Annotated in this window: 16 protein-coding genes and 1 pseudogene; 5 read left to right on the top strand and 12 right to left on the bottom strand. The window is 62.4% G+C overall.

Going from position 1 to position 19,182, the window contains the following annotated elements; translation table 11 throughout:
* From X727_RS151180 to X727_RS151205, 6 genes are all read right to left on the bottom strand, one after another.
* Window positions 1-861 (bottom strand): RDD family protein, encoded by an 861-nt coding sequence (locus tag X727_RS151180; RefSeq protein ID WP_023834276.1) that lies wholly within the window; start codon window positions 859-861, stop codon window positions 1-3.
* Window positions 848-1,867, bottom strand: coding sequence for a stage II sporulation protein M (locus X727_RS151185; RefSeq protein WP_023834275.1), 1,020 nt, complete (start codon window positions 1,865-1,867; stop codon window positions 848-850). Before X727_RS151185 ends, X727_RS151180 begins: the two co-directional genes overlap by 14 nt.
* Window positions 1,864-3,174, bottom strand: coding sequence for a DUF58 domain-containing protein (locus X727_RS151190; RefSeq protein ID WP_023753709.1), 1,311 nt, complete (start codon window positions 3,172-3,174; stop codon window positions 1,864-1,866). The genes X727_RS151185 and X727_RS151190 overlap by 4 nt, the downstream gene beginning before the upstream one ends.
* A complete protein-coding gene (locus tag X727_RS151195) occupies window positions 3,171-4,127 on the bottom strand; it encodes a MoxR family ATPase (protein ID WP_023805069.1) in 957 nt (318 codons plus the stop codon). Before X727_RS151195 ends, X727_RS151190 begins: the two co-directional genes overlap by 4 nt.
* Window positions 4,114-5,397 carry a hypothetical protein gene (locus tag X727_RS151200; RefSeq protein ID WP_023834274.1) on the bottom strand — a complete coding sequence of 428 codons (1,284 nt, stop codon included), beginning with the start codon at window positions 5,395-5,397 and terminating at the stop codon, window positions 4,114-4,116. Before X727_RS151200 ends, X727_RS151195 begins: the two co-directional genes overlap by 14 nt.
* Window positions 5,394-6,026, bottom strand: a complete 633-nt coding sequence (locus X727_RS151205) for a DUF4129 domain-containing protein (protein ID WP_023711601.1) — start codon at window positions 6,024-6,026, stop codon at window positions 5,394-5,396. The genes X727_RS151200 and X727_RS151205 overlap by 4 nt, the downstream gene beginning before the upstream one ends.
* 44 nt (window positions 6,027-6,070) lie before the next feature.
* Between X727_RS151205 and X727_RS151210 the strand changes: the two genes are divergently transcribed.
* From X727_RS151210 to X727_RS151220, 3 genes are all read left to right on the top strand, one after another.
* Window positions 6,071-6,958 carry a hypothetical protein gene (locus X727_RS151210; protein WP_245274164.1) on the top strand — a complete coding sequence of 296 codons (888 nt, stop codon included), beginning with the start codon at window positions 6,071-6,073 and terminating at the stop codon, window positions 6,956-6,958.
* Window positions 6,959-7,021: 63 nt separating this feature from the next.
* On the top strand, window positions 7,022-7,900 hold the full coding sequence (locus X727_RS151215; RefSeq protein ID WP_023715255.1) for a hypothetical protein: 879 nt from the start codon (window positions 7,022-7,024) through the stop codon (window positions 7,898-7,900).
* Window positions 7,901-7,927: 27 nt separating this feature from the next.
* On the top strand, window positions 7,928-8,683 hold the full coding sequence (locus X727_RS151220) for a hypothetical protein (RefSeq protein ID WP_023715256.1): 756 nt from the start codon (window positions 7,928-7,930) through the stop codon (window positions 8,681-8,683).
* A 36-nt stretch (window positions 8,684-8,719) separates the two neighbouring features.
* On the opposite strand, the pseudogene X727_RS01000000164715 reads toward X727_RS151220, so the two are convergent.
* Window positions 8,720-10,406 (bottom strand): annotated as a pseudogene (locus tag X727_RS01000000164715) (hypothetical protein).
* 209 nt (window positions 10,407-10,615) lie between these two features.
* Between X727_RS01000000164715 and X727_RS1000000165605 the strand changes: the two are divergent.
* Window positions 10,616-11,500 carry a macro domain-containing protein gene (locus tag X727_RS1000000165605; RefSeq protein WP_023702282.1) on the top strand — a complete coding sequence of 295 codons (885 nt, stop codon included), beginning with the start codon at window positions 10,616-10,618 and terminating at the stop codon, window positions 11,498-11,500.
* Complete coding sequence (locus tag X727_RS1000000166465) at window positions 11,485-12,429, top strand: DarT ssDNA thymidine ADP-ribosyltransferase family protein (protein ID WP_081726112.1); 945 nt, start codon at window positions 11,485-11,487, stop codon at window positions 12,427-12,429. The genes X727_RS1000000165605 and X727_RS1000000166465 overlap by 16 nt, the downstream gene beginning before the upstream one ends.
* A 45-nt stretch (window positions 12,430-12,474) precedes the next feature.
* Here the strand turns inward: X727_RS1000000166465 and X727_RS151225 are convergent, their stop codons facing one another.
* The 5 genes from X727_RS151225 to X727_RS151245 all read right to left on the bottom strand — a co-directional run bounded on the left by X727_RS151225 (window position 12,475) and on the right by X727_RS151245 (window position 19,070).
* Complete coding sequence (locus X727_RS151225) at window positions 12,475-14,115, bottom strand: ABC transporter substrate-binding protein (protein ID WP_023834272.1); 1,641 nt, start codon at window positions 14,113-14,115, stop codon at window positions 12,475-12,477.
* A 414-nt stretch (window positions 14,116-14,529) separates the two neighbouring features.
* Window positions 14,530-15,516 carry an alpha/beta hydrolase gene (locus X727_RS151230; protein ID WP_031204238.1) on the bottom strand — a complete coding sequence of 329 codons (987 nt, stop codon included), beginning with the start codon at window positions 15,514-15,516 and terminating at the stop codon, window positions 14,530-14,532.
* 3 nt (window positions 15,517-15,519) lie between these two features.
* On the bottom strand, window positions 15,520-16,197 hold the full coding sequence (locus X727_RS151235) for an isochorismatase family protein (RefSeq protein ID WP_023826099.1): 678 nt from the start codon (window positions 16,195-16,197) through the stop codon (window positions 15,520-15,522).
* Between the two features lie 340 nt (window positions 16,198-16,537).
* On the bottom strand, window positions 16,538-17,842 hold the full coding sequence (locus X727_RS151240; RefSeq protein ID WP_023705794.1) for a Xaa-Pro peptidase family protein: 1,305 nt from the start codon (window positions 17,840-17,842) through the stop codon (window positions 16,538-16,540).
* Window positions 17,843-18,164: 322 nt separating this feature from the next.
* Window positions 18,165-19,070, bottom strand: coding sequence for a GlxA family transcriptional regulator (locus X727_RS151245; RefSeq protein WP_245274166.1), 906 nt, complete (start codon window positions 19,068-19,070; stop codon window positions 18,165-18,167).
* Window positions 19,071-19,182 lie beyond the last annotated feature (112 nt).

The raw sequence follows: 19,182 nt of genomic DNA, 5'->3' as shown, positions 1-19,182 counted from the left end.
TCACCGCTGATACTTATCCGCCTTGCGGTTGCCCAACAGCAGCTTGCGTTCGAGCTGTGCCCGCAGCTCTCCGTAATAGGCGGTGAGGAAGGCCCCGGAATCGACGGCATCGACCATCATGCCGATCTTGCGCCCGATCGTCTCGGCCACCGCTTTCAGCGCGAAATAGTCGTCGCGGCGCAGCACCTCTTCCAGCTTGTGCAGTTCGGCAATGCCATAGGCGTCAAGCTGCGCCTGGGTGAAGCGGAAGGCGCGAGCGTTCTGGCGTTGCGACAGGTCCTCGACCAGCGCCAGTTTCGGCGCCTCGACCACCCAGGTTCCGGCCAGCAGGTCGCCGATCCGCATACGGTCGCGGTTGAACAGCGGGAAGAGCGCAAACAGCAGCGTCCAGACCAGCCCGAAGATCGTCGACAACGTGTCGGCGAGCCCCATCTCGCTGCGGCCGAGGATGATCGACAGCGGCAGGAAGATCTCGATCTCGCGCATCAGATTGCGGGCGATGACCTGATCGACCGATAGGCCGGCGCCGCTGCGCGATGCCACCCGGATGCCGAGCATCCGCTTGCCGGGCGTGGCGGCGCGGCGGCCGGCCTCGAAGACGATGAAATAGGCGTTGCGCAGGAAGAAGATCAGGATGATCCAGACGACAAACAGCGGCTGCGCTTCCTCGCCGCCGAGGCCGCCCACGCCCAGCAGCGCGACGATCGTGATCACGATTGCGGCGACGACGATGATGACAAAGTCGAGCAGGAAGGCGGCGGCGCGGGTGCCGGCATCGGCGAGCTTTATCCGGAGATCGACGCCTTCGGGCGTGATCAGCGGCCGTATCGTCGAGACGGCGGCGCGCCTAACGGTCGCCATGCCGCACCACCCTGAACAAATAGAAATAACAGAGCCACAGCGTCAGCATGCCGCCGCCAATGGCATAGCGTGTGACGTCGCTGGTGATCACCTGCCTGCCGATGCCTTCGAGCAGGCCGGCGAACAAAAGCATGATCGTCACCCCGACCATGGTGGTTGCCGCCACGCGCCCGGCATGGGCTGCGGCCGTCATCCGCGTCAGTTCACCGGGGAAGGCAATACGCGTGCCGATACGCATGCCAGCGGCGCCCGCCAAGGCGATCGCGAACATCTCGGTGGTGCCGTGGATGGACAGCCATCCGCCCAGTTCGATGCCAAGCCCCTTGGCGACATAGATTTGGAACATCGCGCCGAGCAGGCAGCCATTCATCAGGATCAGGAGCACGCTCGGCACCGCGAAGGCAAAGCCGAGCGCGAAGGCCAGGATCGCCACCTGGACATTGTGCGTGAACAGATAGGCGGCGAAGCCCGACAGGAAATTGCTGTCGGCGCCGTCATAAAGCACCTGCCGCAGCACTTCCGCCGATGCATCCGGGTTGCGCCCGCCGGCCAGGCTCGGCGGAATGATGGCGTCGAACCAGCCCTTGTCCTTCGCCACCAGCCAGTAGCCGGCGCCGAGACCGACAAACGTCAGGACGACCGACAGCAAGGTCTCGCGCCACAAATCGCGAATGGCATGCGGCCAGTCATGCAGGAAGAAATCGCCGATGCGCTGCCGCAACCCTCGGCGTGCGCCATAGAGGTAGAAATAGCCGCGCAGGCACAGCGCCTCGAGATAGCCGACCAAGGCATTGTCGAGCGAGGTCGCCCGCGCCACCGAGAGCGAGGACAGCGCCGAGCGGTAGAGCAGCGGCAGCGACAGCAACTCGTCTTCCGAGAGCGTGCGCGGCGCGCGTTTCTCGACCCGGGCGAGCAGCGCCTCGAACGCCTTCCAGTCGGCCTCTCGCTCCGAACGGAAGCTCGCCAGCGACTGGCGCACGGCATCCTTGCCGACCAGCGCGTTCACAACAGATCCTCCCGCTTGAACTCGAGATAGCGCTCGACCAGCGCCGGTCCGAGCCTCTGGTGGTCGGCTTCGATGACGTGCGCGCCGAGCAGCCTGAGCCTGCCGATGACGACCTGCCTTTCGCGCAGCAGCCCGCCGGCGACGACGGAGCGCGCCACATCCTCCGGCGTGTCCGGCGGCATGTCGGCCAGTGTCTCCAGCTCGACATCCTTCATCATCATGAACAGCACCAGATGCCGTTCGGTGAGCCGGCCTACGGTGCGCAGCATCAGTTCGGCGCTGATCGGATCGACAAAATCGGTGAAGATGATCACCAGCGAGCGCCGGTCGAGCCGCGCCGCCAGCGTCGTCAGCGCCAGGGTGAAATTGGTCTCTTCGGTAGAATAGTCGATCTCCGCCGCCCGCTTCTGGATCATGGCGAAGCTGGCCGAGCCGCGCACGGCGCCGCTGGAAACGCGCGGTCGCGCGTCGAAGCCGAACAGGCTGACCATGTCGCCGCCCTTCAGCGCAATGAACGCCGACAGCAAAGCGGCGGTGACGGCGCGGTCGACCTTCGGCACGCCGTCGACGGGCTCGCACATCAAGCGGCCGCTATCGATGGCCAGCACGATGTTGTTGTTCTCCTCGATGCGGAATTCGCGCGCCAGAAGCCTGCCGTGGCGGGCGCTGCGCTTCCAGTCGATCATGCGCCGGCCCATGCCGGGCTGGTAATCCTTGAGCGCCTCGAATTCGCGGCCCTGGCCGGCTCGGCGCTGCGCATGGCCGTCGGGCAGCGCCTGTCGCTGCAAAAGCGTGATCGCCTCGTCGCGGGCGCTGCTGACGTCGGGCAGCACCGCCACCTTGCTGTCCATCGGCAGCACGACCTGGTTCCAGACCAGCCCGAACGGCCCGCGCCAGCGCACCCACAGGCGGTCGAACCTGGCCATGCCGCGCCGCAGCGCCTGGAATTTGAGGTCGAGCGATGCGCTGCCGGCCTCAGCAGTCAATGCCCCGCCGGTGCCGCCCAGCGGCTCTAGCCGCGCATCATGGCCGAGACGCGCCTGCACCGCGCGCGGACGCCCGCCAAGCCTGGCCGTGACGTGGACGGTGAACTGGCTGCCGACGCTGACCTGCGGCGGTGCATGGATGCTGGCGTTCAGAGAAGCCCGACCGCGCCCGGCGGCCGCGTCCACGGCCAGGAAAGCAAGCAGCACGCAAATCCACAAAAGACCGAGATACCACAGAGACGGCAGCGCGAGCGCGATCAGGAAGGCCGGTATTGCACCGGCCGCACCTGCCCAGACTGCCCGGCCGCTCGGATAGATCAACGTGGCGCTTCCGTCTGGTCGACGAGGTCGGTGACGATCTGCTCGACCAGGCGGCCGTCGATCTGCGCCGCAGGCGACAGGATCACCCGGTGGCGCAGCGCCGGCACCGCAAGCGCCTTGACGTCGTCGGGGATGACATAGGCGCGTCCGTCGAGCGCCGCCCGGGCGCGCGCGGCTCTCGCCAGCATGGCGCCCGCGCGCGGGCTGGCGCCGACTTCCAGATCGGGGCTTTCGCGCGTAGCCCGCACCAGCCTTGCGATATAGTCGACGACATCGTCGACCAGCGTGACCTCGCCGACGGTCGCCAGCGCCTTTTCCAGCGTCTTGCGGTCGGCCTGGGCGGTGATGCCGTACTGCTTGATGTCGTGCGAGGCGGTGCCGCCGCCATGGTGGATGATGATCGCCTTTTCCTCTTCCGCGCCGGGGTAGCTCACCCGGTGCTTGAACAGGAAACGGTCGAGCTGCGCCTCGGGCAGAGGATAGACACCCTGATGTTCGATAGGGTTCTGCGTCGCCACCACCATGAAGTTCGGGCCGAGCGCATGAGTGGTGCCGTCGAAGGTGACGGCATGCTCCTGCATCGCCTCCAAAAGGGCAGCCTGGGTCTTGGGCGGCGTGCGGTTGATCTCGTCGGCGAGCAAAAGGTCGCAGAAGATCGGGCCGCGCGTCAGCGTGAATTGCCCGGTCTGGAAATTGTAGATGTTGGAACCGACGATATCGCCGGGCATCAGGTCGGGTGTGAACTGGATGCGGCCATAGGCGACGCCCAGCGCCTGGGCAAAGCAGCGCGCCGTCATCGTCTTGGCCGTGCCCGGCGGTCCTTCGAGCAATATATGCCCGCCGGCGAACAATGCCGTGAGCATCAGATCGACCGTATCGTGTTGCCCGGTGATGGCCTTGGCCACCTCTTCCCTGATCTGTGTCGCCAGGGCCTTCACATCATCGACGTTCACCGAGCCTCCTTGCCGTCCAGTCGTGCAGCTTTTCGGCTGCATCATGCATTTGTGTCAGGGTCTTTGCCGCGTTCGCAGCTTGCAGGCGGGTCGTGAAACCGCCGGCTTCGTCCTTGTCGCGGGAATCGAGCCAGCGGTCGAGCGCTTCGCCCTGCAAACCGTGCGGCGCGCCGAGCAGCGCGCCGGCGCGCACGCGTGCCAGTGCTCCATAGCGGTCGCCCAGTTCCTCCAGCCGGCCGGCGCGGCGCAACAGCATCGCCGTGGTGTCGACCAGCGCGCGTTTGCCGAAGGCGATGGCGCGCTGATCGGCCCGTGGCGGCCCGAACCGGCCAAGACCATGCAGGAAGGCAAGTGCCGCGGCCGCCAGGATGGTCAGCGTCAGCGCCAGGAAAGGCGGTTCGACCAGAAGCTTGGCGAGGTCGTATTTTCGCCCCGCGCCATGCAGCGTCAGGTCGAACATGACGGCACGCTCTTCGGGCTGCAGGAGCTCGATCAGCTTGAGCGCCGCCGCCGCCTTGTCGGGATCTTTCAAGCCAGCGTTATTGATGAGATCGGGGTCCGTCAGAATGTAGAACCGCTCGTCTTCGATCTCGGTCAGCANTTTCAAGCCAGCGTTATTGATGAGATCGGGGTCCGTCAGAATGTAGAACCGCTCGTCTTCGATCTCGGTCAGCACGGCCTTGCCGTTGCCGGCGGCAATCAGCGGGTGTTCGTCGGCCACCCATTGCAACTGGCCGGGAACGCTGACCATTTGCCCTGAGACGTCGAGTTGCTTGACCGTGGTCTCACCTTCGCCGAGCTTGGCCTTGGCGATGCGGCCGAGCCAGTCGTTGACCACCACATCCGGCAGCCGCTGGATCTTCATCTCCCAGCCTTCGTGCAAGGCCAGCGGCAAGGTCGCCCATTTGGGCAGCACGAACAGCGTATCCAGGCCCTTGCGAAGCTTGATGATGTTGGCAAGCGCATCCGGGTCGCTGTCGGGCGAAATGGTGACGATCAGGAGGTTCGTGTCGATCTGAAGATCGCTGTCGGACCGCGCCATGTCGGGCGCTTCGCCGGTCAGCTCCAGCCATTCCGCCAAGCCGGCATAGCCGATGCCGCTCTTCGACAGCGGGGTTGCGCCACCGACGCTCGGCTGGCGAAAGTCGGGCGCATAGGTGGACAACAGGAAGAAGCCTGCGGCCGCGAGCAGGCTGGCGAAAATGCCCCAGAACAGCGTCCTGCGGCTGAACGGCTCCTGCTGGGCGATGTCGGCTGTCGCGTCACTCACGTCCAGGCATCCCTGAAGACGAATCGCTCATAGGCGCTGCGCGCCTCCTGCCAGCCCTCGGGCCCGACCGGCCGGCGCGCGAACAACGCCGCCTCGACGATGCGCGCGATCTGGGTAAAGGCGCCACGCGCCCGCGTTGGCAGCGACGCCGCTCCCGCGATATCGCGCGCGGTCAGCGACGGGCGCAGGAAGTCGGGCAGGCGGCCGGCAATGTCGGCAACGCTGCGGCGCAGCAGGAGATGCACCGCCTCGTCATACTCGCCCCGGGCGGCGAGCGCATCGGCTTCCGACAGCAGGACCTGCGCGGCGCCAACGTCGGGGTGCCATGTCGCTTCCGCCTCGGTCACGCTCTTTTTGCGCCACCAGGGCAGGCGCCAGGCGACGCCTTTCACCTCAAGGAAAATCAGCATGAGGATGATGGCGGCACCTGTGATCACCGCTCCCCAGAACAGGTAGATCATATAGGGGCCGAGCCACTTGAGGAACTCGCCCAGCGGCTTCAGCCACTCCGGCGTCTCCGGCGGCCTGAAGGCCGGCAGGTCGAACTGGATCGAATCGTCCGACAGCAACTGCTTGTGCAGTTTGGCCAGCCATTCGGCTTGCGCAGCGTCCGGCTGTGCAGCAGTCACCTTCTCGCCCCCATGAACCTGCGGTTCCCGAGCCGACACTGGCAATGCAGCGTAACTTTTGCAAGTGGGCTAGACGCCAGTCGTTAATCTTGGCAAATTTACTACTGCGACTGCCGGACAATATTCGGCGGTGGAACAGGGGGCGCATCATGACTTCGGCAACATTTGCACGGCCTGAGAAATTTCAGATCGGCAGGGTCTTCAACAACAGCTTCTCCGTCATCGGCCGCAACGTCGTACTTTTCGTGGGGCTTTCGGTGCTGTTTGCGGGGGTGCCGGCAGTTATTCTTCGGCTATGGACCGAATCGCGCATGCAGGCGCTCCTGACGGCCAATCCCGGCGCTGCGGCCGACCCCGCCCTGGTGTTTAGCAACATTTGGGTGACGCTCCCGGCCAGTTTCATTGCCTCCCTTTTCGTACTGGTGCTGCAGTCGGCGCTCGTGCGAGCCACAATCGAGGATTTGAACGGCAAGCGGCCGACCTTGGGCGATTGCCTGCAGATAGCCATCCGATATTTTCTGCCGACATTGGCGATCGGCCTGCTCGTCGGCCTGGGCGCAGGCCTAGCCGCGCTTGCGTTGCTGGTGCCCGGCATCATCTTGTGGCTGGGCTGGTCGGTTGCGATACCGGTTCAGATCCAGGAGCGGCTCGGCGTGTTCGGCTCGATGTCGCGCAGCCGCGCCCTGACCAAGGGCAGCCGCTGGTCGCTCTTCGGCTTGTTCCTTGTCCTGATCATCATCGGCATGGTCATCCAGGGCGCGGTGGGCGTGTTTGTCTACCTGTTTCACGACATTGTCGCTACTGTCGTGGCGGCACTGGTGCAGAGCGTGATGTCGATGTTGCTGTCGGTCGCCGCCGCGGTCAGCTATGTCGAGCTGCGCCAGGTCAAGGAAGGCACCAGCGTCGACGAACTGGCCGAGATCTTCTCGTAAGCCGACGGGTTTGCACCGCCTTGACCCGGTCAGGTCAAGGCGGGTGCCAGGGCAGGAGGCATCGTGACGTCACTGGCGCAGGACCGACCGGAAAAATTCCGCATCGGCAGGGTTTTCAGCAACAGCTTCGCGGTCATCGGCCGCAATCTGGGTTTCCTTGCTGTGGTCGTCGGACTTTTCTCAACCCTGCCCGCACTGCTGTACAACCTCTGGAACCTGTCCCGGGTCGCTACATTGGTGAACGTCGACAGCGCCGGGAACGCCGCCGCTTTCGAAACGTCGGCCATGGGAGACTACTCGGGCTTATCGATAGTCGCTTCCTTGATCATTTTCGTTCTGGCCTTGCTGGTGCAAGCGGCGCTTGTCAGGGCGGCAATCGAGGATTTGAACGGCAAGCGGCCGGTCATCGGCGACTGCATCCAGATAGCATTGCGCAGCTTCTTGCCCACGCTGGGCATAGGCATTCTGATCATTGTCACTCTGGTGGTGGCTGTTTTTGTGATGGTTTTCATCGCCTGGGTCATTCCCCCTATCGGGTGGCTGATCGGGCTTGCCCTGGCGTTTATTCCCGCTTTCATGTGGCTGATTTCCGTATCGGTTTCCGTGCCCATTGCGGTTCAGGAGCGGCTTGGCGTGTTCGGCTCGATATCGCGCAGCCGTGCCCTGACCAAAGGCAGCCGCTGGTCGATATTCTGGCTGCTGCTGATCATTGGCGTGGCGGCGATGCTCATCCAGGCGGTGTTCTCGTTGTTTTTCGGACTGGCGCTCGCCACCGCCGGCGGCGTCACCGGTGTCGGTGTCCTGGTCGGAGCGATTGGCAGCACTCTGGTGTCGACGATCTTTTCGACGATGCTGTCGGTGACCATTGCCGTCACCTATGTCGAACTGCGCCAGGTCAAGGAAGGCACCAGCGTCGACGAACTGGCGCAGATTTTTTCGTAACGGCACATCGACCGGGGTAGGGCAATCGTGACGTCGATGACGCCGGAGCAGCCAGGCAAATTTCGCATCGGCAGGGTTCTCCGCGATACGTTCGCGATTATCCGGCGCAATCCGGTGCTGTGCTTGGGAGTGGCGTTGTTCGTATACGCCTTGCCGGAGTTTGGATTTTCCTACTGGTTCTGGGTATCCGTTGGGTCGGTAGAGCCCGAATACTCGATGCGACGGTTGACGATCACGGCAATCTTCATGTTGGGCTTTTTTGTGCTGGGGGCTTTCATGCAGGCGGCATTGACGCGAGCGGCCCTGATGGATCTGCGCGGCGAACGGCCGTCGGCACGCGATTGCATCAGAACAGCCTGTGCGCTTCTGCTACCGGCAAGCGCCGCCTCGATCCTGATCACATTCGCCTTCTGGCTGGGCCTGGTACTCATCATCGTTCCCGGACTGTTGCTGCTGGCGCGCTGGTCGGTCACGACGCCGGTAATTGTCGGTGAAGGGCGTGGCGTGTTCGCCAGCATGCAACGCAGCCGCGACCTGACCAAAGGCAGCCGCTGGCCGTTGCTGTGCATCTGGCTTGTCGTGCTCGTGCCTTCAATCACCGTGGATATTTGGGCGAACGCCTTCTTTTTCTCATTTGGTCTGACACTGGGCTTTTTGCTCAACGCCCTGGTCGATACAGCCCAAGGCTTGGTGGTATCGATCGCCATCGTCGTCATGTATGTGGAGTTGCGACAGCTCAAGGAAGGCACCAGCATCGACGATCTGGCTGAGATTTTCTCGTGAGCGAACGTCGCCGATTTCGGTCGGTTGGCTGCCCTCTCAACGACAGCAGCTACGGTCCGCCTGCGGTCTCGTCCGGCACAGGCATGACGACGTGATCGCCACATTAGCCTTGGCCAGTGCTACGTCGAGCTTCTCCTGCACCCCCGGCAGTTCCACGCTCTCGCCGCGCCGCTTCAGACATTCCACCAACCCGTGCAGCGACCAGACATTGTCGGGGTGCTGGGCGCAGCGCTGGACCTTGCCGCTCAGGCCGAGGTCGTCGCGATAGACCTGCTCGGCCTCGTCAGTGTGGCCCTGGTCGAGGACCAGTGCCGCCAGCGCATGGCGCGGCGGTGCATCCAGGCCCAGGGCTCGGTGTAGGACAGATTGTCGTCGAGTTCGACGGATTGGCGCAGATGGGCGTAAGAGTCGTCATGCTGCCCCTGGTGGTAGGCCAACTCGCCATCGAGCAAGGCGGCGCCGACGGCTAGCGAGGCCCGTGCCGGGTTGCTGAGGAAGCGCCGCTCGGGCGCAATGCTCTCGACATGCCTGCGGAAATTTTCGCGCTCACGCTCGGCTGCCGCGAATTGCTTGAGCGTCGCATGGGCGACGCCCTTGGCGTAGTGCTGCATGGCGGCGGCCAGCACATAAAGTGCCGGCTCGTCCACCATCGGCTCATCGATGATCTCCTGCCAGCGGCCGAAGCGCACCTGCACATGCGATTTTATCGCATGATAGCCCTCCACTGTTTGCGTCAGCTTTGGCCGGTCCTGGATGGCGACCACGTCGCGCGTGACCAGGCTGCGCACCTTGTCAGCCGCCCACAGTGCCGGCTGGTACTGGCCAAGGAACATGCAGGTGAACATCATCAGATGCAAATCGTGGCAGCAGCCGAGCAGATAGTAGGTCGTCTCACCGGCATAGGCGAGGTAGAGGTCGTTGGCGCGCACCGCCTTTTCGCTGGCCAGCTTTGCCTTCTCGTACTCGCCGCACAGCACATGGATATGGCCCGGCATATGGTTCATGTGGCCGGCATCGGGGCACATGGTGCCGAGCCGGTCCGCCGAGCGCATGCCGCGTTCCGGCTGCGTCGACATCTCGAGCAGATGGATATGCAGGTGCAGGATCGCCGGATGCGGCGCAGTGCCGGCTTCGTCCGACAGCCGGATCGATCGCTCGCAGACCTCCAGCGCCTCCAGCACATCTAGTTCGGCGCCGGCTTGCCGGTTTTCAAATCCCACAGCCGCCGCACGGTGCGCATCATCAGCGCCTCGACGGTGAGAGCCATCACGTCATGGTCGTCGGGAAAGTCACAATAGACCTACCGCATCGCGGCGGCAGCGTAAGCATTGTCCCATTGTTCGAATTCCGCCGGCGTCACGCCATGCGGCTGCTGGAAGCGTGCGGCCAGCGCCTCGATCAGCCGCTGCTCGACGGGGCTTGCGCCCGCAGAACCAGCCCGCGCAAGCTGGACATGATCAAAGCAGCGTCGCGCGGCGCGGTTAGCCTCGTCCTTGCCGTGCTCCTTCCAGGTGAGGTTGTAAAAAGGCTCGGCGGCATAGGCGATGCCCCAATACACGAAGGCGCAATCAGGATCGGTCTCCAGCGCCTTTTCGAAGCACTTTATGCCTTCCTCATGGTTGAAGCCGTAGCACCAGTTCAGCCCGATATCGAACCAGCGCTGTGTTTCAGCCGAAGAGGTGGAGATGGGGCGGCGGTAGGTGCCGAGGTCGAAATGATCCATGCGTACATTTCTCACACATTGAAGTGCCATGGGACTAGCTGATGCTGGATATCACCGACGAGTCGCCGATAGGTGCAACACGTCGAAGTGTGTATAACCTCAGGCGGAATGCCGAGCCGCCAACGACAGCGCTGCAGAATCGTGCTAGAAACCTTGCTTAATGTTCTCTATATGTTCTCATTCGTTCTGACCTTGGGGCATCTAAGCGAATGATCACTTTTCTTGAAAGCAGCGTATTTGAATCTCCCGCGCAGACGCTGGTGAACACCGTCAACACGGTGGGTGTCATGGGTAAGGGAATCGCCAGGGAGTTCAAAAGCAGGTACCCGCGAATGTTTCGGGAGTATCGCGATCTTTGCGAGGCGCGCGCCCTTCGGATTGGCAATCTCCATCTGTGGCGATCCGACACGCGGTGGGTGTTGAATTTTCCAACTAAAACCACTTGGAAACTGCCATCGAAGATAGAGTACATCGAGCACGGTCTGCAGAAGTTCGTCGCGGCTTATAAGGACTTAGGGATCACCTCGGTTTCTTTTCCGCCTCTGGGATGCGGCAACGGCAACTTGAATTGGGAAGACGTTCGTCCTTTGATGGAACGCTATCTGGCTCGAGTAAGTATCCCCGTTTACATCCACGACATACAGGTTCCTTCGGATTTTGTAGCAGAGCACAAAGAGCGAGTAAGAATCCCGGAAGATTTTGCGGAGTTCTCTGAGGATCTAAGGAAGCTTGCCAAAGGTCACGTGTTCGCAACTTCCAAAGAGTCTCAATTCACGGTGCAGATGCAAACAGACAACTCTCTTGTTGTGGAGCATCAGTCGGGGAAGAAAGAGCGAATTGATGGGGAGTTGCTCCAAGCCTCATGGGTCAGGCTGCGAGAGAGGATACTCTCAATAGATAGTTTCTCAGACGCAAAATCACAGCGCCTAAAGAGTTACCTTTTTCCGATCCTGTCCGAGCTTCCTTATATCTGTTCGGTGAAGTCTCGAACAGGTGCTTCAACCGCATCTCGGGCAGAAGCGCTTTTCTTAGATCGCGATCAATACACTCCCTACACTGTGGCGAAACCGACGCAAGGATGGCTATTTCAATAGCGAGGGCCGATCAGCATATCGCGACCTTGGGACCTCGCCTTGATCGTTTTGCATCAAGGACGGGTTGGGGTCGGTCTCTCTATCACGCATGCCAAATCGAAGTTGCCGCAGAAATCTTGCGGGGTGGCGAGATTATATGCCGCAATGGAGTGCCCGCTTTGCTATGTGACGTCGCCAATCAGGGTGCTTTGAACAACAATCCAGCCGCTCATAACTATGTACGGTTATATTTCAGGCCCAAGAACAGATTCCATTTAAAGACCGAAGGTATAAAGGCTCGGAGTGACCCCAATAGGGCGGATCCTCATATGTGCATTCCTGTGATGTTAGTGTTTGACCTAATATCGGTGCTCACCCTAGCGTCTAGCCGTTTTGTTGCCGGAAACTTTGCTAATTCTAATCAGATACCGAGAGACGGAGACAATCAATTTGACCAACTCAAATTTGAACATATATATCATGACTCAGCAGTCTCTCAGGACGAAATGCAACACATTCACAATATGAGAATGTCTGAGGTTGTCGTCCCCCAAAGACTGAGTCTCGCAACCCTGAATTACGTTGTGTGCAGGACGATCCATGAAGAGCGCTATCTGAAGCGGCTGCTTGGACCGGGAGCATGGAATTACAATTTCGCGGTAGAGAAAGGCGGATCAGTCTTTTTTCGTCGTGGTATGTTTATCAGTGAATTGTATACCGAAAACGGGGAATTGCATTTCGAGTTCAGATCACCTGTTTCTGCATCGAAACCCCAGTATGAGGTCAAGGTGACCTGCGGCGATCAGCATTTCCGATATGAGATAGCTCCAAGCAGATGGCGCATTCCGGCCATCGTAAATCCGAACCCCAATGCCATCTGGAAGATCGAGATAGAAGGGTGCACAGCATACGAAGGAGTAGTTCCAGCTGCTGGGCCAGTCGTCGCCTAGCTCTAATTCTGTCTTATCTACCCCGACCGGGCGACACCAATTGAATCAGCCCTCCAGCCACACCTTCTCGAAGTGCTGCTCCAGCGACTGGTGCTGTTCGCAGCCTTGCACGCCCTTGCGATAGGTGCGGTAGACCGAGCGCCAGTAGGGCTGGATGATGATGCCGGCATCGCGCAGATTCTGTTCGATCTTGGCCATGATCTCCTTGCGCTGGGCGGCGTCCGGCGTTGCCAGCGCCTTGTCGAGAAGCGTGTCGAATTCCTTGTCGGCATAGGCGCTTTCGTTCCAGGCGGCGCCCGATTTGTACGCGAGCGCCAGCACCTGGACGCCGAGCGGGCGGCCCAGCCATTCGGTTGTGGAGAAGGGGTATTTGCTCCAGTCGTTCCAGAAGGTCGCCGCCGGCAACACGGTGCGTTTGATCTTCAGGCCAGCCTCGCGCATCTGCGCGGCGATCGCGTCGCCGGTGCTCTTTTGCCATTCGATGTCGACCGAGATCAGCTCGAATTCGTGGTCGGCCTTGCCGGCTTCAGTGAGCAGTTTCTTGGCCTGATCCATGTCGCGCTTGGCCGGGCCGATATCGGCAAATTCCGGATGCATCGGGCCGACATGGTGGTTGTCGGCCGGCTTGCCGCGGCCGCCGAGGCCGAGCGCCAGCACGGCGGAATTGTCGACGGCAAGCTGGGCGGCGCGGCGCACCTTGACGTCGTCATAGGGTGCGTTGCCGACATTGAAACGGGCAACGATGGTCGATCCGGTGGCGATCTCGGAATTCAGCAAGCCCATCTGCTCGGTCTGCGACACGGCGTCGGACGCGGTTTCGTGGTCGGTGTCGATCTCACCGGATTCGAACGCCGACAGCATGGCGTTGGGGTCGGAGCCGTAATCGACCCATTTGATGCCATCGAGATGGAAGTCGCCTTTCCACCAGGGCTTGTCCTTGCGCTTCACCTCAGCACTTGTCTCGGCATTCCAGCTGACCAGTTCGCAGGGTCCGGTGGTGATCGCCAGCGCCTTCATCGGATCGTCGCCGCCCTCATAGGAGCGGTGCATGATCAAAGCCGGATAGTCGGCCATACCGGCGATCAGGGAAATGTCGGGCTTCGGCAGATTGAGTTTGACGGTGAAGTCGTCGACCTTCTCGATGCCGCCGTCGACCGGTTTCCTGGTGTCGGCATTAATCAGCGCACCCATGCGCGCGGCGACCGAGTTGCCGGCGACGGAAGCATCGCACCAGCGGGTGAGATTGTGGATGACGTCGTCGGCGTTGAAGGTGTCGCCATTCGACCAGGCGATGCCCTTGCGCACATGCAGCGTCAGCGTCCTGGCGTCGTCGCTGGTTTCCCAGCTTTCGAGCAGCCACGGCTCGAAGGTGAAGTCGCGGTTCCAGCGCACCAGATATTCGTTGCAATGGCGCGCCACATTGGACATCTCGACACCGTCGAAGGTGCGCGGATCCTTGAAACCCTTGACGTTCATGGCGACGCGCAAGGTGCCGCCGCGCTTCGGCTCTTCGGCCCGGGCAGGTGACGCGCTGAGGCCGCCCAGCGCCAGCGCGCCGGCAGCACTGACGCCAAAGCCGGCCATGATGGCGAGATATTCGCGCCGGTTGACGCCGCCTTTCCTGAAATCATCGGCAACGGGCTTCGCCTGCGGGTGCAAATTACGGTCGGTCAGCATGAATTTCATCGTCGTTCCCTTTTTTGTTGGGCGCCCCGACGGTCCGCTTCCGCTGGGGGCGGATGCGATCGCCGAGGCGCCGTTGCCTGAGCAGGTGATGATAAAGCGGGCCGACACCGGGAAATGTTCGCTTTTCCGCAATTCTTGTGCACTGCTCCGCAGTGGTAGATGGCCAATCTCCCCCCTTGTGGGGGAGATGTCCGGCAGGACAGAGGGGGGCGCTGTCCCGCCATCCCGTCTGCCGACTGGAGTATCTTCACAGATAATCGTTGCGTTGATTTAGGATACTGAAGGGCCGCGATCCTTCGCGCCCCCCTCTGGCCTGCCGGCTTTCGTCGTTCGGAAAGCCAAGCAATTGGCTTTCCATCCGCTACGCGGACCACTCCTCAACCCCCATGAGGGGGAGATCAGCGCTTCGCCGCCTCAATATGGCCAGTCGTTCTTGCCGAGCACGGCGACGGCGGCGATGGCTGCAAGCGTGCACACGAACGCCTCGCCGGCGCGCTGAAAACTTTTGCGGGCGCGCAGAAAACTGTGCACCAGCCGCGGCTCCTCATACCACCAGGCGCGGCCGCCGGCGGCAACGATGCGGTCGCGATAGGTCTCGCCGTCCGACGACAGCGGATCGCACTGGGCAGTGATGATGACAGTCGGCGGCAGGCCGGAGAAGTCGTTGTCTTTCAGCGGAGAAAAAGTCGGGTCGTCGGGCGACTGTGCCGGGGCAGCGCGAATGGTGCGGTAGAACGCGATGTCGCGCAGCGTCAGCAACGGTGCCTCGGCATGTTCGACATAGGAGCCGGCACTCTCGTCGCCGCCGAGGCCGGGATAGATCAGCACCTGGCCGGCCGCCCGGCGCAGGTGGCGGCGAGACGCGTGCGCGACCGCGGCGGCAAGGTTGCCGCCGGCGCTTTCGCCGACGAGCACGATCGGCAAGTCCGTTGTCACCGCCGCCCATTCGAACACGGTCAGCGCGTCGTCGAAGGCGGCCGGGTGGGGATGTTCCGGCGCCAACCGGTAGTCGGCCGAGACAACGTCGAAACCGGTGCCGGCGCAGATCTCGGCGCAGATGTCGTCATGGCTGTCGAGCCCGCCAAGCACAAAGCCGCCGCCATGATAGTAGACGATGACGGCGCGCACGGGCTTGCCCGCCATCCGATAGTAGCGGATCGGGATGGCGTGCCCTGCATCGGCGGCGATGATGCCGCCGCTGGCCGAAACCCCTTTGGGATAACCCTGATGGAAGGCGCGGCACATCGCATCATAGACCGACCTTTGCTCGGCGATCGGAAGTTCGGCGATTTCTGGCGGGAACCAGTCATTGACCAGGTCGATATACTCCCACAGCGCCGGATCGAGCAGGGTGGCGTATTTCCCCCGCCTGGCGGTCTTGAGCTTGTGGACCGTGCCCATCTCTCAGAGCTCGCCGTAGAGCCGTTCGGCGTTTTCAAACGTGAAGCGCAGCGGTACCGAGCCTTCGACCTGCCATGCATCGATGGTGTCGCCCGCCATCAGCCGGCACGCGTCTATCGTGTTGGTGACGGCGCCGCCATAGAGCCGGTTGGCAAGGTTGAGGATGGCGGTCTGGTGCATGGCGGCACTGCCGCTGCCGCAGGCATCCTTGACCAGAAGCACGCGAAAGCCGGATGCCACCGCGTCCTTCACGGTGGCGTCGATGCAGGCCTCGGTCCAGACGCCGGCGACGATCAGCCATTCGATGCCGCGCGCCTTGAGTTCGGTTGCGCCAGGTCCGGCGCCGAAGGCGCTGGCCTGCGTCTTGACCAGCATCGTCTCGCCGGCCGCGGGCGCCACCTCATGGCAAATCTCCGTCAGCGGATCGGTCTTGTCGGAAAAGGCGGACTTGCCGTCGGCGTCGAGCGGATGGAACGGACGCGCCTTGGCGGTATCGACGATATAGGCCCAGTGATACAGCGGCACGAAGTTGCGCCGCGCCGCCGCCTGCAGGCGCTGGACGTTGGCAAGCACCTCGCCAAAACCTTCGACCAGATAGCGCTTGTCCTGCCGATGCTCTTCCTGGAGGTCGATGAACGCCGCGGCGACCGTGCCGCGTTTGATCGAGATGGGGCTTTTCATGTGGACGGGCCTGGGTTCGCGACCGCCGCCGCCGTTCTTCTCGCAAGGGCAGCGCAAGCGATGAAGATTGGTCGGCGTCCTCCGAACTTCGTCATCCCAGGGCGAAGCAGCCGCGCAGCGGCGTCGCGGAGACCCGAGGATCCATGCCGTGACGCTGGTCGGAGAGTGCGGCGGAGCAGAACTTGCACCGTTGGGGCGCGGATGAGTCCCGGCATGGATCCTAGGGTCTGCGCCGCGTCGCTGCGCTCCTTGCTTCGCCCTAGGATGACGAAGGCATAGCTGCCGCGACTATTCCCGAAGGTTTGCGATACCGCGCTGACGTTAGTGAGGGACGCTGCGATCAAACCTGCTTCTCCAGAAATTCATCCTCGTAGGGAAAGCGCGACAGAAGCTCGGTGCCGGTGTCGGTTATCAGGATTTCGTCCTCTAGCTTGACGCCCTCGCGGCCGCCTTTCTCGCCGATATAGCTTTCCACGCTCACCACCATGCCGGGCACGACAACACCGTCGCGGCCATAGGTCTCATAGTCCATGGCATGCGCGATGAACGGCGTCTCGCCATGCATGCCCACGCCATGCATCACCGAGGTATAGCGCTGGTCGACGAAACGGTCCGGGATTTTCCACGCTCTTTCGGCGATCTCGCGAAACGCCATGCCAGGTTTGACAATCGAAATGTTGTGCTGAACCTGGTCGTGCGCCATGCGGTAGAGCGATTTCTGATAGTCGGTCGGCTTGCCAGGCCCGCAGCGGAAGGTGCGCGAAAAATCGGAATAATAGCCATAGCAGCCGATCGTGTCGGTATCGAGCGCCAGAAGCTCGCCCGGCCGGATCTTGCGGCCGCTGGCCTCGTTGAACCACGGATTGGTGCGCTGTCCCGAGGTGAGCAACCGCGTCTCGATAAACTCGCCGCCCTGGCGGATCACCTCGCCATACATGATGGCGAACAGCTCGTTTTCGGAGACGCCGGGCTTGATCGCCTCGCGCACGGCATAAACAGCGGCTTCCGCGCCAGCCATCGATACCTGCAGGCATTTGACTTCCTCGGGTGTTTTCACCGCGCGCACCGCCAGGATTTCGCCCTGACAATCCCTGACGTCGCAGCCGCGCTTTTCCAGCGCCAGCGCCTGCAAATGGCTGCAGCGGTCGAGCCCGAGCTTCATCGAGCCGCCGCCATGTTTCTTCAAAAGCTCGGCGATCTCGTCGGCGAAGGGGCCCGCGGTTTCGTCGTCGCGGCCCGACACCGAAGACCATACCAGCTTGGACGGGCGCGCCTCGTCGATCGTGTCGAGCACCATCGAGACATGGTAGCTCTGCGGGTATTCGAACAGAACGATCGGCCCGTCGGTCGGGATGAAGAAATACCGCGTCGAGTTGCGCAGGAAATAGCCGAACATGTTGCGCGAGCCGGTGGCATAGCGCTGGTTGTAGGGGTCGAACAAAACGACGCCCCCATAGCCCGCCTCGCGCATCCAGCCGCGCAGTTTCGCCAGCCGCCCTTTGCGCAAGGCGTCGGCATCGATGAAGGACGGCTCGGTGTCCGACAGCCACATGCCGCCGGCGGAGTCAGCCGCGACCGGGTGGCGCATGCGGTCCTTGAAATCCACATCCTCGGTGCTGTCGGGGTCGAAAACGACGATGCTCATGGTGCGCCTCCTGAAGGGCTAGACCATAGCCATGCGCCGAAAAATGTCTGTGCGAGAATCCGCAGATGTCGTGCGAAATGCCGCAAGAAGGGCATGGATACAAAGGGCAATGTTGCGATCCTTCGCGCCCCCTCTGTCCTGCCGGACATCTCCCCCACAAGGAGGGAGATTAGCAGCTTTCGCGTCCCGCTCGCCCTGCAACGTTGGTGATTGGCGAAAGCCGAGGCGACATCTGATCTCCCCCCGTGTGGGGGAGATGTCCGGCAGGACAGAGGGGGGCGCTGTCCCGCCAGCATCTCACCGCGTTAGCGCGCAGCGCCCTCTAATGCCGCCGCATCGCCTTCGGCGCGTGGCCATGCTCTTCGCGAAAAGCCCTGGCAAAACTCGACATCGACGCGAAGCCGCAGGCCAGCGCCACGTCTCGCACCATCAGCGTCGAATGGGCCAACAGGTCGGCGGCGCGCCGCAGCCGGAGCCGCCGGTAATATGCATTGGGCGAAATGCTGAGCTGGGCGCGGAAATTGCGCTCCAACTTGTCGGAGGAGACACCGAGCCTTGCCGCCAGCTCCGTCATGCCGAGCCNGCCGAGCCGCTCTTCCACCGCATCCTCCATGATGGCGATGGCCGACAGCACCAGTTCGTTCTGGACGCCGGTGCGCAGCCTGAGCGGCATCAGCTTGCGGTCGACGCTCGAACGCAAGGGGCTGTGCACGAACCATTCGGCAACGCCCGCCGCGAGCTCGCCGCCATAATCGTTGGTGATGATCTCCAGCATCATGTCGAGGCTGCCGACGCCACCGGCCGAGGTGAAGCGCTTGCGGTCGATGACGTAGAGATCTCGCCGGAGCTCGATATCCGGGAAGGCCTCGGTGAATGCCGCCTGGCTGGTCCAGTGCAAGGTGCAGGCATGGCCGTCGAGCAGGCCGGCCCTGGCGAGGAAGAAGGCGGCGTCGGCCACTGCGCCTATGTGAGCGCCGGCGCGCAGGCTCTTGCGCATCCAGGCAACCGCATCGTCGGCGACGACAAGGTCGGCATTGCCGCCCGAGCAGACGACGATCCGGTCGACCTTCGGTGCGCTGGAGGCTGCGAATCCCGGTTGTATGACAACCCCATTGGATGCCTCGACCGTGCCCTGGTCGGCGCCGACGATCACCCAGCGGTAACAATCGCGTTTGGCCAGCACGTTGGCGGCGCGCAATGGCTCGATCACCGAACTGAACGCCATCATCGGAAAGCCGGGAAAGACCAGCACGGCGAAGGTGAGGGGACCTTCGCTCGCTGCGGGTTGCGCCCGGTCGTGTGTTTGGCTGGCACGGTCGGTATTCACAATTGTGTATTTC

This window comes from Mesorhizobium sp. L103C105A0 (assembly GCF_000502215.1).
GTDB lineage: Bacteria > Pseudomonadota > Alphaproteobacteria > Rhizobiales > Rhizobiaceae > Mesorhizobium.
This window is presented reverse-complemented; position numbering and strand designations above follow the sequence as displayed.

Bases quoted from the DNA above. Each gene is read 5' to 3' on its own strand.
- X727_RS151230 (WP_031204238.1), bottom strand. From the start codon at position 15,516: ATGGGCACGGTCCACAAGCTCAAGACCGCCAGGCGGGGGAAATACGCC.
- X727_RS1000000165605 (WP_023702282.1), top strand. From the start codon at position 10,616: ATGATCACTTTTCTTGAAAGCAGCGTATTTGAATCTCCCGCGCAGACG.
- X727_RS151240 (WP_023705794.1), bottom strand. From the start codon at position 17,842: ATGAGCATCGTCGTTTTCGACCCCGACAGCACCGAGGATGTGGATTTC.
- X727_RS151180 (WP_023834276.1), bottom strand. From the start codon at position 861: ATGGCGACCGTTAGGCGCGCCGCCGTCTCGACGATACGGCCGCTGATC.
- X727_RS151235 (WP_023826099.1), bottom strand. From the start codon at position 16,197: ATGAAAAGCCCCATCTCGATCAAACGCGGCACGGTCGCCGCGGCGTTC.
- X727_RS1000000166465 (WP_081726112.1), top strand. From the start codon at position 11,485: ATGGCTATTTCAATAGCGAGGGCCGATCAGCATATCGCGACCTTGGGA.
- X727_RS151225 (WP_023834272.1), bottom strand. From the start codon at position 14,115: ATGAAATTCATGCTGACCGACCGTAATTTGCACCCGCAGGCGAAGCCC.
- X727_RS151210 (WP_245274164.1), top strand. From the start codon at position 6,071: ATGCAGCGTAACTTTTGCAAGTGGGCTAGACGCCAGTCGTTAATCTTG.